Genomic DNA, 18,813 nt, shown 5'->3' on the forward strand with positions numbered 1-18,813 from the left:
TCGCCCGCATCGGGTCTCCAATAAAAAAAGCATCAAGCCCGCGCCGCCGCGCAAGCCTGATGCTTGATCTATACATGTCTATTTACGATTTCCTGCATCCTCTGCCGCACCGCTAGATAAACAGCGCGATTACCTGATAAATCAGCGCCGCCAAAACCATCGTGATCGGAATCGTGATGACCCACGATATGACGATCTTGCCCGCGAGATCCCACTTTACCGCGGAGAAGCGCTTCGCGCTGCCCACGCCGAGAATCGACGAGGTAATGACATGCGTCGTGCTGACGGGCAGATGCGTCAGCGTCGCGGTGAAGATAACCGTCGCGGACGTGATATCCGCCGCGAAGCCGTTGATCGGCTCGATTTTGAATATTTTCGTGCCCATCGTCTTGATGATCTTCCAGCCGCCGATGGACGTTCCGAGCGCCATGGCCGTCGCCGCGGAGATCTTCACCCACAGCGGAATATGGTCCGTCGTGTCCTGCACGCCCGCCGTAACGAGCGCGAACGTGATGATGCCCATCGCTTTCTGCGCGTCGTTCGTGCCGTGCGTGAACGATTGGAAGGCGGCCGTCAGGATTTGGCCGGAGCGGAACCCTTTATTGATCTGATGAGGACTGGATCTGGCAAAGATCTGCTTCAGTATCCACATGACGATGAAGCCGCCCGCGAACGCGATCAGCGGCGACAGCAGGAGCGCCTTGACGATATCGGTGAAGCCGCTGGCATTGACGGCCTTGAAGCCCGCCGAGCTGACGACGGCGCCGGTCAGGGAGCCGATCAGCGCATGCGACGACGAGGACGGAATGCCGACCGCCCAGGTCAAGAGGTTCCAGATGATCGCGCCGAGCAGCGCCGCGATCACGACCTGCACCCCGTGATCGAGCTTCGACGGATCGGCGATTTTGCCCCCGATCGTCTTCGCTACCCCGGTGAACATGATCGCGCCGAGAAAGTTCATCATGGAAGCCATAATAATAGCCATGCGCGGCGACATGGCCCGGGTGGACACCGTCGTCGCGATGGCGTTAGCCGTATCGTGAAACCCGTTTATGAAGTCAAAAGCCAATGCAAGAAAGATAACGACGCCGACCCAAATGTAAATGTCCATGCTCATGACTGCTCGTCCCCGTCTCCTTAGCTATTACGCATGATAATGGTTTCGAGTGTGTTGGCGACATCTTCGCAAAAGTCGGTGGTTTGCTCCAGGCGCTCGTAAATCTCTTTGCGCTTGATAAGCTCGATGGGATCCGTCACGTTCGCGAACAAGCCCTTGACGCAGACGCGCAGCAGGTCGTCGGCCTGGTTCTCCAGCTCGTTGATATGGATCGCGGGCTCGCGCATCGCAAGCAGCTTCTTCTCGGACAACAGATAGATGGCTTTCTTGATCTGCTGGGCGCAGCGGAGGATGTTCTCCGCGAACAAGATGACGTACTCGTCCGGCTCCGTAATATTGTACATCTCGAAGCGCGAAGCGCAGGCCTCGATGCCGTCCAATACGTCGTCGAGCGAAGTCGTCAGCCGCAAAATATCGTCGCGTTCGATCGGGGTAATGAACGTTTTATTCAGTTCCGTCAAAATCGTATGTACGTGACGATCGCATTTGCTTTCGTATTCTTTCATATCCTTCGCAAATTTCGTGACATCGGAAATTTTGGCGACGTTTTGCTGAAAATAAAGCACGCCTTCCAAGATCGTGTCCGCCATTGCTTCGAGCGTCGTAAAGAATACGTCGTTTTTCTTCTTGAACATAACTATCCCCTTCGCCATCTTCCTCGATTGGTTGTTGGTCATTTTCTGCCAATATTCAGGCTGAACCGACAATATCTTAACATAGTTTACCGCGCAATTGTTAAGGGAGTGTAAAGGTTTTATGACTTTCGTGAAAAACTTTCACGGCGCTCGCTTCTTGCAGGACGCGCTTCTCCTAGTCTTTTCCGGTTCATCCGATTTTATCCGACCCGCGCAGGGAAATAAAAAAGCCGGAAGCTCGGCTTCCGGCTTGCAAAAATCGGCGGCGTCTACGCCGAAGCGGCAAGCTTCACATGGCTCTCGAACGTCGGCGTCATCGGCATGACATGGTAGAAGGTGCGGCCCGGCACGAACGGCAGCTCCTGCCCGTCCTTCATCAGCCGGATGACGCCGTCAGCGTCGCGGACCCATTCGCAGCCCACGGCTTTGCCGAGCTGGATCAGCAGGGCGGGACCGCCGGACTCGAGGTCGATCTCGAGGCGGCCGTAATCGTCGTAGGTCTTATGCTTCGCGCCGATCACGACGAGATTCGATGCCGTCAGCTGCGCCTTCGATTCCAGATCGGTATGCGGCTGCGCGTTGATGAACCGGTTGTACAGCTTCGTCGCGGAATCGTACGTATAGGACAGCGCATAATCCTTCAGCAGAAAATGCAGCTGCACCTCGGCGGCCGGAACTCCCGCATCCGCCGCGCCCGTCTCGGACCACGGATACGTCGGGATGTCCACCGTCTCGTCGTATTTCTTCTTCGCGGCGCCTTCGCGCAGCTTCTCTAGGTTGGAGTACAGGTTATGCGGCGCTTTGCGGAACGACTCCCGGTAGAAATACGCGCCCGCGTTGGAGATTTCGTCGAGGTAGGCCTTGCCGTGATGCTGCAGCAGATCGTAAGCGTCCGTGCTGGCCCCGGCATGCGCAAGCACCGCATGATAAGCTTCGCCGATGCGAATCAGATACGGCCTATTGCTGCGAATCGGGCCGATGGGCGACGCCGCGTCCGTGCTCTGGAACACGGCCACGAGCCGCGTGATGCCGCCTTCCGCCAGTACCTCCCACACCATATCGGCATTCGGCAGGCCCGACTGCGGACGCGCCGCCGCGAAATTGTTGACCATGACCGCGATCGGGCGGCGATCGGCTTCATGATCCTGCATCAGGCCCGTGAGCGGCGCGATGAATTGCGGCGGATCGACGGCCTGCGCTTCATCGGGCTCCGGAGCCGTATTCTCGGGTGCCGGATTCGTATTTTCGGCTGGCGGATTCGTATTTTGCTCCGCGTTCAGCTTATTATTGCTGCAGCCCGTGAGGAGCAGGACAGCCGCCAGGGCCAGGAAGAGGCTCAAGCGAAATGCCGTTAGCCCGTTAATCTGTCTTCTACGCACGATAGGAGCCCTACTTTCTTGTCGGAAATAAGAGGGAATGGACGCGATAACTATCTCCATTAAACCACAAGAAGCATGGGATTGTCTTCCATGGGCGAGGAGCGGACGCTGCGCGTTCCCTGTCTGCCGGTTCGACTGCCGTGGCTGCTGCGGCTGTAGCGGTTGCTTCGGCTGCCTGGCTTCTCGGGGTTACTTCAGCTTCACCTCGAACGGCTCCTCGATCCAGGAGGGGTAATTCACGATGTTGAAGGCGAGCGGATTCGTATACGGTTTGTCGAGTAGGACCTCGAAAGTGATATTGGTCTCGTCCTTGTCCGGCTCCGTGCTGGATGTGCGGTATCCGCCGGTGTTGAACACGGTACCCGCTGCATCGCGGAAAGGGCCGTCGACGATCGTAAAGCCGTAGCGGTCGACGCTGCTGTCCGACTTCACGGCGAGCGTGATCTCGTAGACGCCGGTTCCGGTCTTCTTTGCGGATACGAGCCGCACCTTGTCGTCGGGCGCCTGGACGATCTCCTTCTTCTCCAGGTCGAGCTTCATCTCCAGCTTCGACTTGTCGAGGGCCATCCATCGCGTGCCTCTCAAGGTCAAGTGCTTCGGCTTCGAGAAGAAGCTGCTCTCGAACTGCAGGGTCATGCGGTCCGCGCTCATGTTCATCGATCCTTGACTGCGAAGCTCCTCGCCGGTATCCGTCACGAGGACGAGATCGCTCAACCAGAACACCCGCTTGCTGTTGGCCTTGTCGAACTCCACGTCGACCGCGATGCTCGTCGGATAGATCGTCGCCTGCTTGAACAGCATGCGCTGGCCTTCGGCGGTCACGGCCTGCTCGAGCGGAATCACTTCCTTCATCCCCTCGAACCGCGCCTTGTCGACCGGGATCACGATGCTCCAATCCGCGAGTCCTTCGTAGCCGAACAACTTCATATCGATCCGTACATGCTCCGGCATATCGGCTTCTTCGCCCAAATTGACGTCGATTCGTCCTTGAAACTCTTTTGTCGGGTTCTCGAGCGGTACCGAGCCGAAACTTATCGTCACGGGCAGCGGCTTGTCTGGCGCAGCCGCGTCGAATAGATCGAACTTCTTAAACGGAACATGCTTCGCCGCCGTCGGCAGCTTAACCGTATAGAGGATATTCAACCGCGTGTCATCCGCGATAATGCCGTTCACCGTAATCATCACGCCGTCATGGCTGTCGCTGACGTTCACCGGCTGCACGAAATCGTTGCGCACCGCGCCCTCGAGCCCGCTGTCCCCCGCCACCAGCGAGACCAGGCCCGACAGGCCCGGCAATTCCGCCACCGCCGCGGCAAATGCCGGCGATACCCGCACCATGCCGAGCAGCAGCACCACGACCAACGCGGCGGACATCGCCGCGGCAGCGCGTCTCGTACGCAGCCTGCCTTTCCTCCTCGCCTGAAGCAGCCCGCGATATACAGCTTCATCGAGCCCGGCCGGCAGCGGGGCCGCGTCCCATGCCTTCTTCTCGTCTCTTAGGCGTTCTTCGATCCGACCGTTGTCATGCTCGCGCAAAGTCATGGATTCCCTCCTCTCCGAGCACGCCGCGCAAGGTCACAAGCGCTTTGTGCAGGCGCGTCTTGACCGTGCCCTCCGGACATTCCAGCACGGCCGCCACTTCGGTCACCGTCAGCTGCTGGTAATATTTTAGAATAATGATTTCCTTCTGCTCTCTGGGCAGGCCGTCGACGAGCTGCCGCAGGCTGACCCGCGTATCGCTCGCATCGCTGAAGGCAATCGCCGCGCCGGCAATCCCGGCCGTTCCCGTCTTTTCTAACCAGGCTTCCGGCCCCCTCCGCCTGCGTTTCTTGTACTCGTCCGCGCACGCGTTCAGCACGATGCGCACCATCCATGTCTCGAAATGCGACGGCTCCTTCAGCTTCCGCAGGCTTTGGAAAGCCCGGCACGTCGCTTCCTGCACCGCGTCCAAGGCATCCGCCTCCTGATGAAGATAGGCCAGCGCGATCCGGTAAAGCCGTTCCTTGCTGCCTTCCAGAAGCCGAAGAAAAGCCTCGCTATTCCCGGCTTTGGCTGCCTTCGCCTGCTCGTTCGTATCCAGTCCTAGCACCTCCCGCTCCCTTCATGATGACTATTAGACGCCGCTGCGCGGAAAACGGTTTTCCTTCGCGCAAAATAAAACGCCGCAGCCCAGGCCGCGGCGATTCAAGACTGAAGCGTATGACGGCAACCATTTTCCCTCTCGCATCCCCTAGCCTCTCAACGGCTGATACTGCTTGCGATACTCCCGGGGAGCCAGTCCGAAATGGTTGACGAACCGTTTATTGAACGTGCTTAGCGAGGAGAAGCCCGCTTCCATGGAGATGTTCAGGATCGATTGGCTGGAGTGGATGATCGCATGCGCCGCCGCTTGCAGCCGCGTCCGCGTGAGGAACTGGTGCGGGCTGAGTCCGGTCACGATGCGGAAGCACCGGAAGAACTTCGTCCTGCTGAGTCCCGACAGGCGCACGGCTTCCTCGATGTCGATGCTGTCGTTCGATTGGGCGACGAAATAATGAATGGCGGAGATCAGCCCCTCCTCGATCGCTTCCAGTTCGCTGTCATGCTCCATCGTATATTCGTACAGGTAGCTCAGCATATTGATCAGATGCATGAATTGGCGCGACTTCCAAGTGGCGAGCCCAGCTTCGCGCTCCTGCACCGACGTCATCGCCGCGCGGGCAGCCTCCTGCGCGAAACGGGAGGAGGCCGGGATCCGAGGCTCGCGGTCGGTCATATAGAACGGCGTGAGCAGCAAGTTGCCCTGGGGAACTTTGTTGACGATGGAAGGCTCGAAATAAATGAGAATGTATTGGCAAGGACGCCTCGGATCCTTGGAAAAGATCCAATGGGCGTCGAACGGCTTGCATATGAACACGTCGCCCGGATTGGCCTCGTAGTCCACGCTGTTGAACCGATAGACGGCCGAATGTTCGACGATGACGCAAATCTCGAGCATTTGATGAATATGGCAATCATGGTCGTACGGTTGGCTGTATGCGCGTTTCATAGCCAGTTCGCCCTGTATTCGTATGTTATCGTAATAGACCATCGCATGAGCCTCCTGCACGACGTAAGATTCTACTATTTTGTAATACGCGGAACAAAATGACAAGTTAGAAAGAGAAACCGAGTAGTTTGCACGCCTTCATGTATTCTACAATGAATCTCGGTAAGCGCTACCAAAGTTTTATTAAAGAAGAGCTGTTAATTATTGGGAAACTAGGAGATGGTGAATGGCATGCGCAACAAGTGGAAGACGAGTATGGCCTTATCCGTAATCATGTCGATCATCGTCATGCTGGCGGCGCCGGCTTATGCCGCGCAGGACGCGAAGCAGCATGCTGCAGCGTTCCGGGCGAATTTCTACGTATCGACCTCCGGCAGCGACGAATGGTCGGGTACGCTCGCGGAACCGAATACGACAACTACCGACGGACCGTTCCGTACGCTCGGCCGGGCACAGGAAGCCGTCAGATCATCGATCGCGGCAGGCATGTCCGCCGATGTCGTCGTAGCGGTTCGCGAAGGCACATACGAGATCAACGAGACCCTGTCCATGACGGAAGAAGATTCGGGACGCGATGGACATCAAGTCGTCTACCGCAATTATCCCGGCGAATTGCCGGTACTGAGCGCAGGCAAGCGCCTCACGGATTGGACGACGGAGGACGGGATCGTGTACGAAGCGAAGCTGGATCCGTCCCTCTCGTTCGATACGATGTATGAGAACGGCGCTCGCAGCATCAAGGCGCGGTATCCCAACCAAGGCGCGCCTCGCGAAGGCTATAATCATGTCTCCGCGTATTTGAAGGATACGCCGAAACGCGCATTCGCTTTCGCAAGCGGCGACATCCCGCTCATGAAGGACGTCTCCGAGCTGGAAGCGGTCGTCTGGGGCGGAGGTCCGGACGGCGAATGGAGCTGGTCGCGCGATACGATCGGCGTCGATGCCGTCGACTTCGAGAAGGGAACCGTGACGTTAAAGTCGGATTCCACGTACGAGCTGGGCAAAGGCTCCCGCTACTTCGTGCAAGGCAATCTGCAGCTGCTCGACGCGCCGGGCGAATTCTACGTGGATCAAGCCGGCGGCACGCTGTATTACCGTCCGTATAAGCTGCCGATCGCGAATCAAACGATCGTCGTTCCGACGCTCGGCCGCATCTTGAGCTTCGTCGGCTCCTCGGCGGAGACGCCGGTTCAGAACCTCGTATGGGACGGCATCTCCGTTGAGCACGGCGACGCCAATACCGTTCAGCTGGGCAGCGATCAAGAGGACGGCGCCGTCTACCTGAGCAACGCCAAGGACATCGCGATCAAGAACAGCCGCATCGAGAACGTCGGCCTGACCGGCATTCAAGCGAGCGGGTATGCCCAAGGCATCGCGGTCAGCGGCAACGAGATCGGCAGCATCGGCAACACAGGCGTGCGCTTCAACGCGCCTTATGCCACCAGAAGCTACGTCAACAAGAACAATACGATCGTGAACAACCACATCTACAGCACCGGACAAATCTTCGGTTCGGCCGCCGGCCTGGAGCTGGCCAACAGCGGGGACAGCACCATCGCGCACAACCGGATTCACGATACCCCGCGCAACGCGATCTCCCTGTCGGCTACGCCGATCAACCAATCCATCGGCCAGCAGATCGAAGGCACCACGGTCACCGAAGGCAACAAGCTGATGTTCGTGCAGACGAAGAATAACGTCTTCGAATACAACGATCTGTCGAACGCCAATACCGATTCGCAGGATACGGGCCTCTTCTACAGCTGGGGCTTGGCGATGAACAATACGTTCTCGCACAACTACGTGCATGACAGCAATATCTATTTTTCTTTCGGATACGCGGTCTATCTCGATGACGAAGCTTACCAATTCACCGTGGCGGACAATCTGATCACGCATCAGCAGGACGCCGGCGAAGGCCAGATGCGGGGTTCGTTCTTCGTCAAAGGCATCGGCAACAAGCTCGTGAACAATGTTCTCGCCAACAGCCCGAACGCGCAGTCCGGCTTCACGACCGCGCAGTCCTGCTGCAGCCATGGCCCGACGAGCGGCAACGACTACGTCGGCAATATTTTCTATAACGCCGGCCAAAGCTTGTATGCCCACAACGGCTGGGCTGCGGACGTCGTAGCGAATAACGACTATAATGCCTTCTATCAACCGAACGGCAAATACATTTTGAACAACACGACGGGCGCGGTAACGCTGGCCGATTGGCAATCCGTCCAGAATGGCGCGTATGACCAGCATTCCGTGATCACGGACCGCCTCTTCGCGAACGCCGCCGGGGAAGACTTCCGCTTGGCATACGATTCGCTCGCCCGCGGCCTCGGCATTCACAGTCTCGACGTGTCCCAAATGGGCCTGCTGCCCGGGTATCCGTTCGCGGATGCCGCGGATAAGCTGGACCGCGTCTACGTGCAAGCGAATATGGAATTGTCGGGCGACGCGCTGTCGCTAAAGGACAAGCAGCAGGCGCAGCTCAGCGTGCTGGGCCGCACGAAGAACGGCTATGCGATCGCGGTGGATCACCAGCACGTGTCGTTCAAGAGCGACAACGCGAAGGTCGCCGGCGTGAACGACCTTGGCGTCGTCCGTGCGGGCAAGGCCGGCAAGGCCAAAATCACCGTGACGGTCAACCGGGACGGCTTCGTCTCGAAGCAGGAGCTGTACGTATTCGTCGGCGACCGCTTGTCAGACGACGTCATGCAGACGCCGAAGCAAACGCTCGTCTTGGACGAAACGACAAGTTTGCACCTATACGGACAAACGGCGCTCGGCCAAGTGATGAACCTGCCCGGCGCTTCGATCAGCTACCGCAGCAGCGACGAGTCGGTGGTCAAGGTTGATGCCGCAGGCAATCTGAAAGCCGCGGCGCTCGGCTCCGCTACGGTGACCGCGACAGTCAAGGACAAGGAAACCGGCGCCGTATTCCGAAAACAGGCTGTAATCAGCGTCGTAACGGCAAAGCTGAACGGGCTGAAAGCCACGCTCGAGCATAAAGGCCTGCATCCGGGCGAATCGTCGCCGATCCGGGTCACCGGCACGATGAGCGATGATACGGATGCCGATCTGACGAAGGCGGCGTTCGCCTACGTCTCGGATAACGAGAAGGTCGCAACCGTGGACGCGCAGGGCAAAGTCGCCATTACGGGGACGGGCTCCGCCTACGTTACGGTAACCGCGACGCTTCAGAACGTGACGAAAACCGCGCGGATCTACCTGGTCACTTTCGCCCAAGAGCAGCTTCCGGCGTCCTGGAAGGTCGCAAGCTTCGGCAATGCGAGCGGTACGGCTTCGTTCCTGGACGGCCGCTATACCGTATCGAGCAACGGCTACGACGTGTGGGGCAAGGCCGATGACTTCGTCTACCTGTATCAGAACGCGCATGTTGAAGACGGCGAGGAGCTCTCGGTAACGGCGCATATCGAGTCCGTGAATAACACCAACGGCAACGCTTCGTCGGGCGTCATGCTGCGCTCGGGCACGGGGGATGGCGACAAGCATGTCCACTTCCGCCTGCTGCCGAGCGGCGATGCGCTGATCGTGTACCGCACGGAAACGGGCGGCGAGTCCTCCTATGCGTACGGGCTCAAATTCCAATACCCGGAAGGCGGCACGATCCGCTTGACCAAGACGGACAAGGTCGTCACCGTCTCGTACCTCGACACGGCGAAGAACGAATGGGTCAAGCTGCAGGATATCGCGATCGACCTCGGCAATGATGTGCTGGCCGGCGTAGGCGTGTTCGCGCAGTCGGATGTGTTGACCGAGTCGAAGATTTCCGACTTGGAGGTTAAGGTCGGAAAGTAAACGGGTTGGAAAAAGACCGCCGCGGGGCAGTCTCGGATTGTCGAGAACATCAAAATTCGCAAGATGCTAAGGGGCTGCGGTTTGCCTATGCCCCCTCCCTAATCGTCACGCTTGGGATAATGGACTACTCACCTTGCAGCTAACGATTGTGAGGAGGGCTAAACGGTTCAAAATGACCCTTTCATATCGCTAACGCTTGCCAGGGGGCTTATTGCGAGATTATCCCGTACAAATCAGCTCCTATACGCCAAATAACGCCAGCCACAATCGTTAGCGTAAATTTAGCTGTATTTTCGGACGATTAGCACCGCTGGCACCCGTTAGGCGCCCGACCGGATTCAAGTTGAACGCTCAATTACTTCCGCTGCTGTTTCCTGCTGTTGAACTCCCTTAACACGCAGCGGTTTCTACATCCTAAGACTGCCTCCGGGCAGTCTTTTTTTCGGCTGGCCGCGAGGGCGTGATGAGCGCCGAACATGGAGCGGCCATCCGTTCGCTCGCTGCATTTCATGGCAAGAAACGACAGCGCTGCACGAAAAGCAGCTTGCCCCATCAGACCAGCATTTAGAGCCGATATTATGAGCCAAAGCCAGCTTTTACTGCATCTGGCCAGCAATGCTAAAACGATATTATGAGCCAACGTCAGCTTTTCGCGCTTCAACCGCTTTTCCTGCTTTTCCTGCTTTCCCTGCTTTCCTTGCTTCTCTCGCTTCTCCAGCTTCTCCCACTTTACTCGCTTTCCCCGCTTTCCCCGCTTCTCCTACTCCGCTCTCCCTTCGTTGACGTAAAAAAGCACCGGCCGGGCTCATGCCCGAACGGTGCTTCCGTCAGACGACGCGAATCGCCACGTCGATGTTGCCTTTCGTTGCCTTGGAGTACGGACAGATCTGATGCGCGTCCTCCGTCAGCTCTTTGGCGAGCCCCGCGTCGACGCCCTTCAGCGTAACGTCCAGGGCGACCGCCAGCTCGAAGCCTCCGGTCTCGTCCTTCCCGATGGTGACATGCGCCGTCACCGAGGTGCCGTCGAACTTGACCTTCTTCTGCCGGCAAGCGAGATTCAGCGCGCTTTCGAAGCAAGCCGCGTAACCGGCCGCGAACAGCTGCTCCGGATTGGTCGCCGCGCCGCCTGCGCCGCCCAGCTCCTTCGGCATCACAAGATCAAGATTCAACACGCCGTCGCTCGAAGTAAGCTTGCCTTCGCGTCCGCCCGTGACCATGACGGAAGCGGTATATAGTGGATCCATGTGTTTATCCCTCCGCGCGTTCTATAGATTAGATTGGCTCGCTGTTGGAATACACGGCTGCCGACTGCCTGCGCCCGGCAAGTATGGCCATGTCGCGCTTTAGCACTTCATGCAGCCCGAGCCGAGTCCGCCATCCTATAAAAGCATCTCCATTTTGTCCATCCTTATCCACTGGCGCGGCGTGCGAAGCAGATCACATGTACGGATAAAACTTAGGCCGGCAGCGACCATTACCGCCGCGCCGCATAGAGGCCGACGAACGTGGCATACTAGTTCCAATTGTAAAACTTGCCAGGGGAGGCGCTTCTATGCAAGCCTTGCTCCATTGGATCGGCCAACATTGGCTGCCGGTCAGCGTCGTTTGTCTCGCCTTAATCGCCATCGCGTTTGTCACGAACAAGCGCAAGTCGCTGTTTTATAAGGAATAGCGCAAAAGCCCGGCCAGGTTCCGCTCGTCGTTCGAGCGAATCCTGCCGGGCTTTATTCATGCTCCTGCTTGGTTGTTTACCTTGCCTCGAAGCGCACGCCCGCTTCCTGCTTACTCGACTTGCTGCTGCACCTCGGTCAGCAGCGGCAGCCGAATCGTGACTGTCGTGCCTACGTCCACGACGCTCTCGAGCCGGAAATCGCCGCCGTGCAGCTCGACGATTTCCTTGCAGATCGCAAGCCCGAGCCCGCTGCCGGAGCGCTGACTGGAGCCCTTATAAAACTTCTCCGTCACATGCGGCAAATCTTCGGGCGGAATGCCGATGCCGGAATCTCGGATGGACATGCGGACAAAGCCTTCTTCCTGCCCCGCGTTCACGTTGATCGAGCCGCCCTTGGGCGTGAACTTAAGCGCGTTGTCGAGCACGTTGATGAACACCTGCTTCATGCGGTCCGCGTCGACCTTGGCCAGCAGCGGAACATCGCCGATGTCGCCGCGGATCGCCACGCTCTCCCGCTGCCCGCGCGCCTCGAACTGCCGCAGCGTCTCCCCGAGCGTCCTGCGGATGTCCAGCGTTTCCGGATGCAGGACGGTGCTCTTGGCGTACAGCTTGGAGAAATCGAGCAAATCCTCGACAAGCCCGGACAAGCGCTCCGTCTCCCGATCTATGATGGTGAGGCCCATATTCAGCTCCTCCACGTCGGTCGGGTCGCCGGAAGCCAGCGTCTCGCTCCAACCCTTGATGGACGTGAGCGGCGTGCGCAGTTCATGCGAGATGGAGGAAATAAAATCTTCCTTCAGCTTCTCCCTGCGGGTCAGCTCCGACGCCATCGTGTTGAGCGTATCCGCCAATCGCCCGATCTCGTCGCGATCATGCAGCGCGGCTCTTCGGCTCCAATCGCCCTCCGCCATCTTCTCGGCGACCTTCGTCAGGTTGCGGATCGGTCTTGCGATGCGGTTCGCGATCAGAACGCTCATCGTAAAGAACAGCAGCACGACGAACGAGCCGACCAGCACCGTCAGCCACAGAATATTGCGAATGATCCGATCCAGCGTCACCAGCGAAGCGGTATAGCGGAACATGGCCGTGACGCGGTTGCCTTCCTTGACAGGCAGCGTCACCGCGATGATTCGCTCGTTCGTGATCGGATCCCGACCGCGCCATATTCCCCTGTCATGCGCCATGGCCTGGCGGACATCCGGCGTATCCAGCGTCGCGCCGCCGCCGCCGAAGCCGTCGCTGTCGATGACGATCGCGCCGGAGCCGGTAAGCAGCTGCAGATGCGCCGTGCCGACGGTCATGTTTTGCAGCATGTAGCGCGCCTTCTCCTTCATCGGCTCGTCGGCGATCATCCGATTATGCAGCGCCGCCTCCGTCTGCGCGCGTTGGAGCACGGAGCTGACGGCGCTGGAATAGTAGTAGTTCCACACGAGCGTGCCGAATAAGGAGCCCAGCATCACCACGACGAGCACGATCAGCACGCCGTAGCTCCAGACGATCCGGGTGCGGAGGCTGGTGATGCCGGTCATTGACCGTCGCTCCGGTTCCAACGGTAGCCGAAGCCCCACAGCGTCTCGATATGCTTGGGATCGGACGGCTGGATCTCGATCTTCTGCCGGATGCGCCGGATATTCACGTCGACGATTTTCAAATCCCCGACATAATGGCGTCCCCATACCGCATTCAAAATATCGTCCCGGCTCAGGCCTTCGCCCTCCCGTTCCATGAGCAGCTTCACGAGCGTCCACTCGGTCGGGGTCAGCACGATCTCGGCGTTATCTTTCCACAAGCGCCGTTCGGCCGAAGACAGCAGAAACGGTCCGGATGCGATGTCCCCGGGACGAGCCTGGCGCTGGTGGCCGGCCGCGCCTGGCCGGTCGTTCGGCCGCGCCGCGTCGCCTGCGGCATCGCCGCCGCCGTGCGCAGTTCCGCCAGCCGGCTGAACGGCTTGCCCTGCAGCCGCCCCGGGAGGCTGCGCTCCGGCAGCCTGTCCATCGCCGACGCCGTGCAAGGCGCTTTGCCCTGCTTCCGCAAAGCCGGTTCGCCGGTCTTCTGCGCCATCCGTGTGTACGCGTTCCCGATTCGGGTCGACGACTCCGACGGCGAGCCCCCACGCCTCTGCCGAGCCGGCCTGTTCTTCGCCGACCGGCATCATGCGTCGCTTCAACGCATTCAGCCTGGCGATAAGTTCGCCCGGGCTGAACGGCTTCTGTACGTAATCGTCGGCGCCAAGCTCCAGTCCCCGGATCTTGTCCTCCTCCTGAGACTTTGCCGTCAGCATGATGATCCCCATGCGCGGGAAAAGCTGCCGCAGCCGCTCGCATACCTCAAAGCCGCTGATCGTTGGCAGCATGACGTCAAGCAATGCAATATCGAAAGGCGGAACGGCCGACTCCGCTAGCGCCAGCGCTGTTTCTCCGTCCTCGGCCTCCGTGACCTCCATGCCGTTGCGCTTCAAATTAATGCGGACAAACCCGCGAATCGCCTCTTCGTCCTCCAAAAATAGTACCCGCATGCGGCCGTCCCCCCTTTAATCTATCGTCTGAGCCGAATGCTGCATGTCCAACCTCCGGTCGTTCACGCAAACCAATCCGCTTCTCTATCGGAATGCTGCATGTCCAACCTCCGGTCGTTCACGCAAACCAATCCGCTTCTCTATCGGAATGCTGCATGTCCAACCTCCGGTCGTTCACGCAAACCAATCCGCTTACCAATCCGCTTTATTGCAGCTGTTTAAACAACCGCTTCATTTCCGCCTCGTCCGGCGGGAAGGTTCCTTGGACCGAAGTCCCGGTCTGCTCCTGCTCGTCCGGAAGCTTATCGTGCCAAACTGCGTAATAGACGAGTCCGCTCCCGCGGCCGAGCTCCAGATACCGGCTGTCCTCGTCCTGCAGCTTCCCTTCCTGGCTGCCCCAATCGCCGATCGGCACGACGTGCACGGTCAATATTTCTTCCCGGGCGCCGGTTGTTTCGTTATAGGCATCCAGCGCAATATCGCTTCTGCCGCCAACGAGCGGCCTTCTGAACGTATACTCGCTCCACGACGGCGGAATCTGGATGGCATACGCGCTCGCCGCATCGGTGTACCGGCTGCCGACGACGGCAAAATCATCCGAGCCGTTCCACTGCTTGTACTCCTCGATCCACAGCAGATCGCTGTAAGGAACGCCCTCCGACTGTCCCGGCGCTTCCCGAAGCTTATGCACCTCGAGCATCCCGTCGCCGTTGCCGTCGCCGCTCAGCACCGCGTTCGCGTTCGTCTGCACGTTCTCGTCGCCGGATGTCGGCGGCGGGAAGACTTGGATCAGCTTGCCTGCATTCCATACCAGCATCGTCGAAGTGGACGAGTTCGATCCGATGGCGGCATCCGTCACGATTCCGAATTTGCCCGGGGCGAGCTTGCCCAGCTTCACCTGGATGTACCCGTTCACCGAGCCGTCCAGCCCGGCGGAAGCGATCTTGCTCACGTTGTCCCCGCGAAATTGGTACATTCCGATCGTCGCGGTCATCTTGATCCCTTGCAGGTTGATCAGGCCGATCTCCGGACTGCCGTCGCCGTTGCCGTCGCCGATGCCCATCGTATCGTACGGAAGCTCCGCGATCGGCTTCGGCGGGCTGATATCCCGCGGATCCGGGCTCAGATGGTACAGGGTCAAAATATGCTGCGGCTCGCCGAACTGGTTCCATCCGATCATCAGCTCGGGCACGCCGTCGCGGTCGAGATCCTCCGCCCGCAGCACGTCCACGCCGTACGCGGACGATTCCGCGAACGTAACGCGCTGCCTCCAGCTGCCCGCCGACTGCTCCAGCACCATGGCATGCTGCGTGCCGGTCTCGTCCGCGAAGACGACGAAAGCTTCCTTCGTTCCGTCGCCGTCGCCGTCGAATTCGAGAATCGACGCGTTCGCGGCCTCGTGGGTGACGACCGCCAACTTGGCGCGCAAGGGCAAAATGTTCTTCAACGCGGCGGCCAATGCCGTATTCGTCGGCATCGGCCGCGGGGCCATCAGCAGATCCGCCGGCGTCTTCGTATACCGGCAGCCTGCGGTCAGCAGCAGTACGGCCAGCCCTCCGAGCAGGAACGCCGCTCGCATATAACGTCGTATGACACTCAATCGTTTGGCGCTCCTTCCCGATTACTTCTTGGCAGGCAGTGCGCTTTTGTCCTCTGCCTTTGCGTTTTTGGTGGTAGCATTGGTGTCCGAATTATTGTTTGCATTTGTGTTTGCATTTGTGTTTGCCTCAGCATTTGCGTCAGTCTTAACGTTGGTTCCTGCTTTTGCGTTTGTATTCGTATTGGCCTTTGTATCGGCTTTTGCATCGGCTTTCGTATCCGTCTTTGCGCCGGCTTCTGTCTTTCCGCCTGTACCGTCCTCAACTTCTGCCTTTGCGTTTCCGCCGGCTATTGCGTTAGCGTCGGTCTTTGCACCAGCGTCCGCCTTCGTATTCGTGCCGGAGTTTGCTTTCGAATTCACGTTCGTCTTTGCGTGCGCCTTGGCCTTGGCGTCCAGCAGCTCGCTGACCGTGACGAAGGTATAGCCTTTAGCCTGAAGGTCTTTAATGATAAGCGGCAGCAGCTGCACGGTATTGCCAACATGCTTGCTTCCGAACGAATGCATAAGTATGATGCCGCCGGGATGCGTGTTTTTGTTCACGTTAGCCCGCATGGCCGTAATCGTGCTGCCATCCCAATCGCGCGTATCCACGGTCCAAAAAACGAGCGATCGCCCATTGTCGGCAACGATTTTCTTCAACTGGGGAGACGAAGCGCCGTACGGCGCCCTCACCAATCTCGGCACGAAACCGGTCTGCCTCCGGATCAACGTGTCCGTCCATTTAATTTGATTTAAAATAGGATTGCTGTCAAGCTTGGATAAATCTTGATGCGAATACGTATGATTGCCGATTTCGCTGCCTTCCTTCACGATCCGCTTCATGACGCCCCCGTAGCGCTTAACCTGGAGACCGACGCAGAAGAAAGTCGCATGGACTCCCTTCGCCTTCAACACGTCCAAAATCGCCGGCGTGTACCGGTTATCCGGCCCGTCGTCGAACGTCAGCGCCACAAGCTTGGCGCCCGGCTTGCCCTTATACGGCATCGCGGGCTCAGTCGGCTTGTCCAGCTTAACCGGCGCTGCAGGCGGTTTCGAATCCGCATCATTCGGCTTCGTCGCTCCCTTGGTGCCCGAATCCGAGCCGCTCGGCTTGGTATCCGGTTTGGAGCCCGTCTGCGGCGGCTTGGCTCCCCCCGAAGTTCCCTGAGGCGTCTGCGTTTGGCCGTCCGGCGGTTTACCCGCGGCGTCGGTACCGCCATCCTGAGACGATGAGCCGCTGCCGGAATTCTTTGGTCCCGTGCCCGCGTTCGCATTTGAACCCGTATCGGAGCCGTTATCTTGGCTGTTGCCGCTCTCCGACCCATTACCGCCGGATGTCCCTGTTCCGGGTGGACCTGCCGATCCTCCGCCGCCGGCCAAAGACCCCGCGTTTGATGATCCATTCGTATCCTCGCCATGGGCCGCGAGATTAGTTCCGGCGCCCGCGTGCTGCGGCTTCACTGACTGCAAGCCGCAGCCGCTTGCCAGCGCCAAGCCGCCTATCATCATCGTTGCCATTATCGAACAGGCTAAACGCCCGATAGTTCCTCTCATCCTCGTGAGCCGCATGAAGTTATCCCTCGCAGTCTACTTTATCTCTAGGTTCTATCCCCCCATCTTACTAGATTCGAAGCAAGCAGTCGTTACAAAGAAGTAACATGTCGCCGGTTTCCGCTGGCAGGGTTTCCAATAAACGCAAAAAAGCCGTTCCGCCGTCAATAATGACGTACGGAACAGCTTTACATTCAACCCTAGGATGAAAGCAGCGTGTGGATGAGTACTTGCGCAGGTGTTATTATTTCAATGCTTTCGCTGCAATGTCGGAACGGCTGTGCATGCCGTCGAAATGGATGACCGACACCGCTTCGTACGCGCGGGCGCGAGCTTCGGCGATATCGCGGCCGCGGCCGACGATGCCAAGCACGCGTCCGCCGTTCGTGACGATAGCGCCGTCTTTCAGCGCCGTGCCGGCGTGGAAGACCAAGGCGCCTTGTTCCTTGGCGGCCTCGAGCCCCGTAATTGGGAGACCCTTCGGATACGGTCCCGGATAGCCTTCCGATGCGGCGATGACGCATACCGCGGCTTCGTCGCTCCATTCGATGTCGAGCTGATCCAAACGGCCGTTCAGCGAAGCAAGGATGATGTCGAGCAGATCGGTCTTGAGACGCGGCAGCACGACCTGCGTTTCCGGGTCGCCCATGCGCGCATTGAACTCGATCGTCTTGACGCCGTTCTTCGTCATCATGAGACCTGCGAACAGCACGCCCCGGAACGGGCGGCCCTCGCTGACCATCGCCTTGGCCGTCGGCTTGATGATGTTCTCGATCGCATCTTCGACGAGCGCGGGATCGATGTGCGGCAGCGGGGAGTAGGTGCCCATGCCGCCCGTATTCGGTCCTTTGTCGTTGTCGTAGACCGGCTTATGATCTTGGGCCGGCACCATCGCGCGCACGGTTGCCCCGTCCACGAAGGCAAGGATGGACATCTCTTGGCCTTCCAGGAATTCTTCGATGACGACGCGTCCGCCGGATTGGCCGAATACCATGTCCACCATCATGCCGCGAAGCGCTTCTTCCGCCTCTTCGATCGTGTAAGCGACCGTTACGCCTTTGCCTGCCGCCAGGCCGTCGGCCTTCACGACGATCGGCGCCTGCTGCTCCCGCAAATAAGCGAGCGCGGACTCGTAATCGGTAAAGGTCTCGTATTTCGCCGTCGGGATGTTGTATTTCTTCAACAGGTTCTTCATGAAAATCTTGCTGCCTTCGATCTCGGCCGCATTCTTCCGCGGACCGTACACCGGGATGTTGCGCTCTTCGAACGCGTCTACGATGCCGTCCGCAAGCGGATCGTCGGGCCCGACCACGACGAGATCGACTTCGTTGTCGCAGGCGAATTGGATGAGATCGTCGAACCGGTTGACCGGGATCGGCACGCACTCCGCCAGCTCCGCGATGCCCGCGTTGCCCGGCGCGCAAAAGATTTTGTTTACCTTCTCGCTCTTCTCAAGCGCCCAAACGATGGCGTGCTCGCGTCCGCCGCTGCCAATAACCATGATACGCAAAGGAACCCCTCCTA

At 58.9% G+C, this 18,813-nt stretch carries 14 protein-coding genes and 1 pseudogene; 1 reads left to right on the plus strand and 14 read right to left on the minus strand.

Annotated elements, in window-relative coordinates; genetic code table 11:
• Positions 1-112: 112 nt before the first annotated feature.
• The 6 genes from GT003_RS28310 to GT003_RS28335 all read right to left on the minus strand — a co-directional run bounded on the left by GT003_RS28310 (position 113) and on the right by GT003_RS28335 (position 6,201).
• The gene (locus GT003_RS28310; protein ID WP_161704430.1) at positions 113-1,111 is read right to left on the minus strand and encodes an inorganic phosphate transporter; all 999 of its coding nucleotides are present in this window, start codon (positions 1,109-1,111) and stop codon (positions 113-115) included.
• A gap of 26 nt (positions 1,112-1,137) precedes the next feature.
• On the minus strand, positions 1,138-1,752 hold the full coding sequence (locus GT003_RS28315) for a DUF47 domain-containing protein (protein WP_161704346.1): 615 nt from the start codon (positions 1,750-1,752) through the stop codon (positions 1,138-1,140).
• A 269-nt stretch (positions 1,753-2,021) separates the two neighbouring features.
• Positions 2,022-3,131 (minus strand): DUF3048 domain-containing protein, encoded by a 1,110-nt coding sequence (locus GT003_RS28320; RefSeq protein WP_338046007.1) that lies wholly within the window; start codon positions 3,129-3,131, stop codon positions 2,022-2,024.
• A gap of 189 nt (positions 3,132-3,320) precedes the next feature.
• Positions 3,321-4,673 carry a DUF4179 domain-containing protein gene (locus GT003_RS28325; RefSeq protein ID WP_161704350.1) on the minus strand — a complete coding sequence of 451 codons (1,353 nt, stop codon included), beginning with the start codon at positions 4,671-4,673 and terminating at the stop codon, positions 3,321-3,323.
• Positions 4,654-5,220 (minus strand): sigma-70 family RNA polymerase sigma factor, encoded by a 567-nt coding sequence (locus GT003_RS28330; protein ID WP_161704352.1) that lies wholly within the window; start codon positions 5,218-5,220, stop codon positions 4,654-4,656. The genes GT003_RS28325 and GT003_RS28330 overlap by 20 nt, the downstream gene beginning before the upstream one ends.
• A 141-nt stretch (positions 5,221-5,361) precedes the next feature.
• Positions 5,362-6,201 (minus strand): helix-turn-helix transcriptional regulator, encoded by an 840-nt coding sequence (locus tag GT003_RS28335; RefSeq protein ID WP_161704354.1) that lies wholly within the window; start codon positions 6,199-6,201, stop codon positions 5,362-5,364.
• Positions 6,202-6,390: 189 nt separating this feature from the next.
• Between GT003_RS28335 and GT003_RS28340 the strand changes: the two genes are divergently transcribed.
• Entirely contained in the window at positions 6,391-9,972 is a 3,582-nt protein-coding gene (locus GT003_RS28340) for an Ig-like domain-containing protein (RefSeq protein ID WP_161704356.1), read from the plus strand.
• Between the two features lie 355 nt (positions 9,973-10,327).
• Here the strand turns inward: GT003_RS28340 and GT003_RS28345 are convergent, their stop codons facing one another.
• The 8 genes and pseudogenes from GT003_RS28345 to purD form a co-directional block, all read right to left on the minus strand.
• A complete protein-coding gene (locus GT003_RS28345) occupies positions 10,328-10,633 on the minus strand; it encodes a hypothetical protein (RefSeq protein ID WP_161704358.1) in 306 nt (101 codons plus the stop codon).
• A gap of 166 nt (positions 10,634-10,799) precedes the next feature.
• Positions 10,800-11,216 (minus strand): organic hydroperoxide resistance protein, encoded by a 417-nt coding sequence (locus GT003_RS28350; protein WP_161704360.1) that lies wholly within the window; start codon positions 11,214-11,216, stop codon positions 10,800-10,802.
• Between the two features lie 538 nt (positions 11,217-11,754).
• Complete coding sequence (locus GT003_RS28355; protein WP_161704362.1) at positions 11,755-13,173, minus strand: sensor histidine kinase; 1,419 nt, start codon at positions 13,171-13,173, stop codon at positions 11,755-11,757.
• Positions 13,170-13,799, minus strand: a complete 630-nt coding sequence (locus tag GT003_RS33095) for a winged helix-turn-helix domain-containing protein (protein ID WP_161704432.1) — start codon at positions 13,797-13,799, stop codon at positions 13,170-13,172. The genes GT003_RS28355 and GT003_RS33095 overlap by 4 nt, the downstream gene beginning before the upstream one ends.
• Positions 13,776-14,159: pseudogene (locus GT003_RS32325) on the minus strand (response regulator transcription factor); the annotation flags it as partial. The gene GT003_RS33095 and the pseudogene GT003_RS32325, both read right to left, overlap by 24 nt.
• Positions 14,160-14,364: 205 nt before the next feature.
• Positions 14,365-15,759: a hypothetical protein gene (locus tag GT003_RS28365; protein WP_161704364.1), complete on the minus strand. Its 1,395-nt coding sequence runs from the start codon at positions 15,757-15,759 to the stop codon at positions 14,365-14,367.
• A gap of 21 nt (positions 15,760-15,780) precedes the next feature.
• Complete coding sequence (locus GT003_RS28370; protein ID WP_161704366.1) at positions 15,781-17,256, minus strand: polysaccharide deacetylase family protein; 1,476 nt, start codon at positions 17,254-17,256, stop codon at positions 15,781-15,783.
• 277 nt (positions 17,257-17,533) lie between these two features.
• Positions 17,534-18,799 carry a phosphoribosylamine--glycine ligase gene (gene purD / locus GT003_RS28375; protein ID WP_161704368.1) on the minus strand — a complete coding sequence of 422 codons (1,266 nt, stop codon included), beginning with the start codon at positions 18,797-18,799 and terminating at the stop codon, positions 17,534-17,536.
• Positions 18,800-18,813: the final 14 nt, after the last annotated feature.

It is taken from the genome of Paenibacillus sacheonensis, assembly GCF_009909195.1.
Taxonomy (GTDB): Bacteria; Bacillota; Bacilli; order Paenibacillales; family Paenibacillaceae; genus Paenibacillus_Z; species Paenibacillus_Z sacheonensis.